The sequence below is a fragment of the Terriglobia bacterium genome, assembly GCA_020073205.1.
Lineage (GTDB): Bacteria > Acidobacteriota > Polarisedimenticolia > Polarisedimenticolales > JAIQFR01 > JAIQFR01.
Genome location: JAIQFR010000171.1, coordinates 1 through 5,996, shown reverse-complemented (window position 1 = coordinate 5,996; position 5,996 = coordinate 1). Strand labels below are relative to the sequence as shown.

4 protein-coding genes are annotated in these 5,996 nt (G+C 68.5%); 2 read left to right on the top strand and 2 right to left on the bottom strand.

All coding sequences use genetic code 11. From position 1 onward, the window contains the following. Positions 1-1,160, bottom strand: a 1,160-nt coding sequence (locus LAO51_19780) for a HAMP domain-containing protein (protein ID MBZ5640985.1), incomplete at its 3' end; no start/stop codon positions are given. Next, positions 1,157-2,815 carry an ABC transporter substrate-binding protein gene (locus tag LAO51_19775; GenBank protein MBZ5640984.1) on the bottom strand — a complete coding sequence of 553 codons (1,659 nt, stop codon included), beginning with the start codon at positions 2,813-2,815 and terminating at the stop codon, positions 1,157-1,159. The genes LAO51_19775 and LAO51_19780, both read right to left, overlap by 4 nt. Positions 2,816-2,967: 152 nt before the next feature. Here LAO51_19775 and LAO51_19770 point away from each other — a divergent pair, with 152 nt between their 5' ends. Beyond that, positions 2,968-4,212 (top strand): hypothetical protein, encoded by a 1,245-nt coding sequence (locus LAO51_19770; protein ID MBZ5640983.1) that lies wholly within the window; start codon positions 2,968-2,970, stop codon positions 4,210-4,212. A 310-nt stretch (positions 4,213-4,522) separates the two neighbouring features. Beyond that, positions 4,523-5,996: Rne/Rng family ribonuclease (locus LAO51_19765; protein ID MBZ5640982.1), on the top strand; the 1,474-nt coding region annotated here is incomplete at its 3' end.

Here is a 5,996-nt window from a genome sequence, read left to right as displayed (position 1 = left end):
CACTCGGCCGCCGGCCCGCCGCGGTACTCGATCCGGCTGCCCCGGAGCTCCAGGTGCCGGGTCTTGCCGGACGCGTCCCGGCCGAGGACCTCGATGGAGCCCGTGGCCTCTCCGCGGAGCCACGCCTCGATCCGGCCGCGCACCAGCGCTCCGGACGAGGAATCGAAGATCCGGTCCAGATCGAACTCCGGCGCGCTCGCCTCTTCCATGGTGACGCCGAAGATCTCCTCGAAGGCTCGGTTGACGAAGAGCACCCGCCGGTCCTGCACGATGACGATCACGTCCGGGGAGTGCTGGACCAGGGTCTTGTACTGGGCCTCGGACTCCTCGAGGGCCCGGGTGCGCTCGAAGACCTGCTCCTCCAGGGTGGTGTTGAGCGACTCGAGGGCCGCCTGGAACTCGGCCGACTCCCTCGCCTTCTCCTGCACCCTGTCCATCATCACGTTGAAAGCGCGCCCCAGCTCCGCGAACTCCCGGGCGCCCGCCACGGGGATGCGGTGGGCCATGTCGCCGGACGAGAGCGCCTCGGTCCCCTTGGCGAGGCTCCGGAGCGGCGCCGTGATCCTCCGCGCGATCCAGATCCCGGCGGCCACCGCGCCCACCGCGAGGGTGAGCCCGAGCGCGATCAGGTGACCCACGATCTTCCTGAGGCGCGCGTTGACCTGCTCGCACGACAAGCCGACCCGGACGGCGCCCCACGGCTCGTCCACTCCCTCGACCCGGACGGGGACCACGACCTCGAGGACCTGCTCGGTGCCTCCCGCGCCCACGGGAATCGCCAGCAGCGAGACGCCGTCGGCGCCGGGCACGTGGGAGAGCGCGGAATAGGCGGCGGGGTCCACGGACGGGCGGCCCGCGACCCCGGCAACCGCTCCCTCCTTGTCGTGGATCACTACGTACACGAGGCCGGTGTCTCCCGACGCCCCGGCGGCCGCGATCTGGAGGGCCGGGTAGTTGTAGGCGAGGAGGGACGGCGTGGCCACCGCACCGATGCTGCGGGCGATGGACAGGCCGCGCGCCTCGAGCCCCTCGCGCAGCGTCTCCTCGACCCGCGACCGCACCACCAGCAGCGTGGTGGAGATCACCACGAACACCATGAGCGTCGTGGCGACCGCGAAGCTCTGGGCGAGCGTTCTCGCTCGGAACAGTCGGGCGATCATGACGCTCCGTCGTCCACGGCGAGCCAGACGTGCTCCAGGTTGAGGCTGGCGATGCCGAGAGGCGTGGGCTCGAACCCGTGGACGGTCTTCCGTACGGCGACCACGGCCAAGGTGTGGTACAGCGGCACCAACGGGGCCATTTCGAGGATGCGCTTCTCGGCCTCCCGGTAGATCTTCGCCCGCGTCACCGGATTCATCTCGCGCGCGCCGTCCTCGAGCAGGGCGTCGACCTTGTCGTCGTGGAAGTCGAAGTAGTTCGCGGAGTTGTCCGATTGGAACAGCGACCTCAGGAACGCGTCCGGGTCGGTGAGGTCGGCGATCCAGGACAGGACGAATGCCGGAGCGTCGTGGTCGTCGGTGTGCTTCGTCAGCTCGCCCCAGGTGACTTCCCTGACGTCGAGCCGAAGTCCTACCGCCTCGAGGTCCGAACGGACCCTCTCCCGAACCCTGAGGCTCGCCTTGCTCCGAGAGGCATTGTAGAGAACGATCGGCTGGAGGCCGCGCCCTCCCGGGTGCCCTGCCTCGGACAGGAGGAGTCGTGCCCTGGCCGGATCGTAGGGGAGCGCCTTGAGGTCCGGGGAATATCCGGGCATGCCTGGAGGCAAGATGCCGACGGCGGCCCGCCGGACGGTCGGGGTCTGTTTCACCAGCGCGTCGCGATCGATCGCCATCGCGGCCGCCTGGCGCACGCGCACGTCGTCGACGGGCCGGGCGCCCGTGAGGAACCCCAGGAACGAAACGGTCAACTCCTGGTATCGCAGGACCCTGGTGCGAGGGTCACGGGCGGCTTGGTCCATGCGTTCCGTGGACACGTCGTAGATATCGACCTCGCCCCGGTCGAAGCGGGCGGCGCCCTGATCGGTCTCGTCAGGCCTCATGAAGAGGATGTCCACGCCGTCGACGTAGGGGGCGCCGCCGAAGTAGCCCGGGTTGGACTGTAGGCGGAGTCCTCGCTGCGTCCACTCGGTCAGGCGGAATGGCCCCGTGCCGACCGGCGCGCGCCCGAACGCGTCGTCTCCGAGCCGCTCGACGACCCGCCGCGGGACGACGCGGAGGCCGTCCATCGCGAGGACTTCCAGGAACGAAATGTAGGGGTGGTCCAGGCGGATCCGGATCGTGAGCGGGTCGGGGGCGTCGACGCCAGGAAGGTCCGGCCGCTTCCCCGCAGCGTAGTCCATCGCTCCGGAGACCACCGCCAGATACGAGAACGCCACGCTCCTCTTCTTCTGGCCGGGATCGAGGACACGCCGGATCGAGTAGAGAACGTCGTCGGAAGTGAGCGGGGTCCCGTCGTGGAAGAGGACCCCCGACCTCAGGTGGAAGGCGTAGGTCAACCCGTCCTTCGAGATGATCCAGGTGTCCGCCAGGCTCGGCACGACGTGGAGGCCGGCGTCGAGGGCCACGAGCCCGTCGAAGATCTGGTTGACGGGCAGCGACTCGTACACGGTCGTGGTGAGGGGTGGATCGAGCGTCGCGGGTGCCTCTTCAATCAGGCGGAGAACGCCGCCTCTGCGAGGCTTCGCTGCGCCGACCGACTGCGCGGAAGCCCGGCCGGGGCTCGTGCACCCGGCTTGAGCCGCCGCCAGGACCAAGACGAGCGCGGCCAGAATGGGAGGGCGGCAGCCCACCGAGACGACCCGTCGCATGGACAGCACCCTCGACCCCCTGGAAAGGCGCGGCCGCTTCCAGCGCAAAAGATTGTGGCTTCGCGGGATCAAGTCAAGTCGCCGAGCGTGGCTTGGAGGTCCGTGTGGAACGGTAGGAGGCAGCGACGTATCATGTGATTCTCACCCCGACGGAGGATCGCATGGAGACGGACGTCCGCAGGAATCCGGGCCTGCTCAAACTCGACCTCTACTGCAGGGGCATCCGGATGGACGATCCCTCGGTCGTGGAAGGGCACGGCGGGCGCAAGATCCTGAGGACCCGCGCTGGCCTCGGCTCGGGGCTCGAGGCGATCCTCCCCGGTGGATTGTGGACCAACATCCCGGTCATGGAGGACTTCGCCGCTTCGTCCCCCTATACCCTTCGCTTCCGCGACGAGCGATTCTGGATCGACCGGGACGGCAAAGGCCCGGTGGCGGAGATCCGGCTCTCCCCGCAGCCGCCGTGGTACGCGCGGAAGACACGGACCGGGAAGCCGATGACCCGGATCGGGTCCCTCCAGGGGACTTACCTCGGGATCTACCCGGCGAAGGTCTGCGAGTACTGGCTCGCCGATCCGAAGGAGCAATGCCGTTTCTGCTCGGTCGGCCTCAACCTCGGCGCGGACGACGCCGACACGAAGTCCGTGGACGAGGTGGTCGAGGTGGTCCAGGCCGCCCGCCGTGAATCTGGGATCACCTACGTGGATTTCAACACCGGGCACTACGACGGGGACACCTACCTCGACATCCTCGAGCCCTACATCGTCAAGGTCAAGGAGGCGACCCAGCTCCTGATCGGCATCCAGACGCCTCCCCATCACGACCTGGCCCGGTACCGCGAGCTCCGGCGGATGGGGGTGAACCGGGTGTCGTTCTGCTTCGAGCTGTTCAACCGGGAGGTCTTCAAGGAGGTCTGCCCCGGCAAGCACCGGCAGTACGGCCTCGACCGCTATCTCGCGGCGGTGGAGTACTGCGCCAGGGAGGTGCCGGCGGCGGGACGGGGCTTCGAGCCGTGGGTCACGAACGGCGAGATCATCGCGGGCCTCGAACCCCCCGAGGACTCCATCCGCGCGATCGATTGGATCACGAAGGTCGGGGCGATCCCGACCGTGTGCGTGTTCCGGCCTCTGGCCGGCACGGACTACAAGTCCCTTCCGCCTCCGAAGACCGAGGAGATGGTCCCGGTCTTCCGACGCCTCTACGAGGCGTGCATGGAGCGGGGGCTCCCGATCGGCGTGGCCCCGAACGTCCACGTCTCCCTCGTGATGCTCCCCGAGGAGGGGCGCTGGCTCTCCGACCGCCCGGGCCGCTTCTGGCTCGGCGAGCTCAAGCTCGCGGCGATGCGGAAGGCGTTCTCCTACCAGTTCCGTCGGGAGCTGCGCAAGGCGGAGACGCGCGCCGCGTAGACGGCCCGAGTCCTCGAACCCGCCGTCCCGGAAAGAGAAGCGTATCGCTCCCCACCGTGTTATAGTCCCCCCGTCCGCGCCGGTCGCGGCCGGCAATCTCGCCAGGGCCGCGCTGCACCCCCGGGAACCCGGTTCCGACTCCGGGGAGGTTGCCGGCGGCGCGGGGCGCCGGGTAGTCCAGCATAGGAGCCCGCCCGCCGAGGCGCACAGGAGTGGCCCGCCAAAAGGGGCCCCGGTGCCGCGGCGGACCTGAGCCATGGGTCGGGCCAGACCGGACGCGGCGGCAGGAACCGGGGAGATCCGCTCATCCATGTCGAAAGTCATGCTCGTCAACGTGACGCACGTCGAGGAGTCCCGCGTCGCGATCCTCGAGGACGGCGTCCTCGCCCAGTACGAGATCGAGACGATCAATCGGACCAACATCAAGGGGAACATCCACAACGCGGTGGTCGAGAACGTCCACCCATCTCTCGAGGCCGCGTTCCTCAAGCTGTCGTCCGACCTCAAGGGGTTCCTGCCGCTCGACGAGGTCAACTTCAAGCTCCTTCCGTCCCGCGGCGACAGCCGGGCGCGCGGCCGGATCGGGCAGCACCTGCACCCCGGCCAGAGGCTCCTGGTGCAGGTCGTCCGGGAGCCGTTCGCCGGGAAGCCGCCGACCGTCACGACCTACTTCTCCCTCCCCGGCAGGTACCTGGTGCTCATGCCCGGCGTCGACTCCGCCGGGGTCTCCCGCAAGATCGAGGACGCGTCGCAGCGCGACCAGCTCCGCAAGCTCGTCGACGAGCTCAAGCCCCCCGAGGGCTTCGGCCTGATCGTCAGGACCGCCGGGCTCGGGCAGACCAAGGTCGAGCTGCAGCGCGATCTTCGCTACCTCCTCCGGCTCTGGGAGTCCATTCAGCGCGCGTCGAAGGCGACGGACTTTCCGGGCCTCGTCTACCGGGAGCGGGACCTCGTGATCCGCACCATCCGCGACTACTTCACGCCGGAGATCGGCGAGGTCTGGATCGACAGCCCGGAAACCTACGAGCGGGCGCTGGAGTTCGTCCGAGACGTGATGCCCGGCAAGGCGAAGATCGTCAAGCTGCACTCCGGGGACCGTCCGCTGTTCAGCAAGTTCAACCTCGAGGACCAGATCGAGAGCATCTACAAGCGCCGGCTCCCGCTGAAGTCCGGCGGCGAGATCGTGATCGACGGGACCGAGGCGCTCACTGCCATCGACGTGAACAGCGCCCGCTCCAACCGGCAGGGGGACGCGGAAGAGAACGCGCTCGCGACGAATCTCGAAGCGGCGGCGGAGATCGGCCGGCAGTTCCGGCTCCGCGACCTCGGGGGCCTGGTCGTCGTGGATTACATCGACATGGTGGCGACGCGCAACCAGAAGAAGGTCGAGAAGGCGATGCGCGACGCCATGCGCACCGACCGGGCCAAGTACGACATCACGCGCATCTCGAAGCTCGGCCTCATGGAGATCGCCCGCCAGCGGATCAAGGGCGAGAAGCTCGGCGCGTCGTACGCCACTTGCCCCGCGTGCGAAGGGTTCGGTCTGATCAAGAACATCGAGCCGGCGGGATTGGCCGCCTTGAGGAAGCTCCAGGCGCGCTGCCTGCGCGGCGACTTCGGCCGGATGCGGATGGCGCTGCCTCCCGATGTCGCGAGCTGGATCCTGAACAACAAGCGGGAGGATCTGGTCCAGCTCGAGAAGCGTCACGGCATTCGACGGACTCCAAGTCTTTCGCGCTGCCGTGCCGCGTGCACACGTCTTCTATTGGCCCCTAGATCGACGC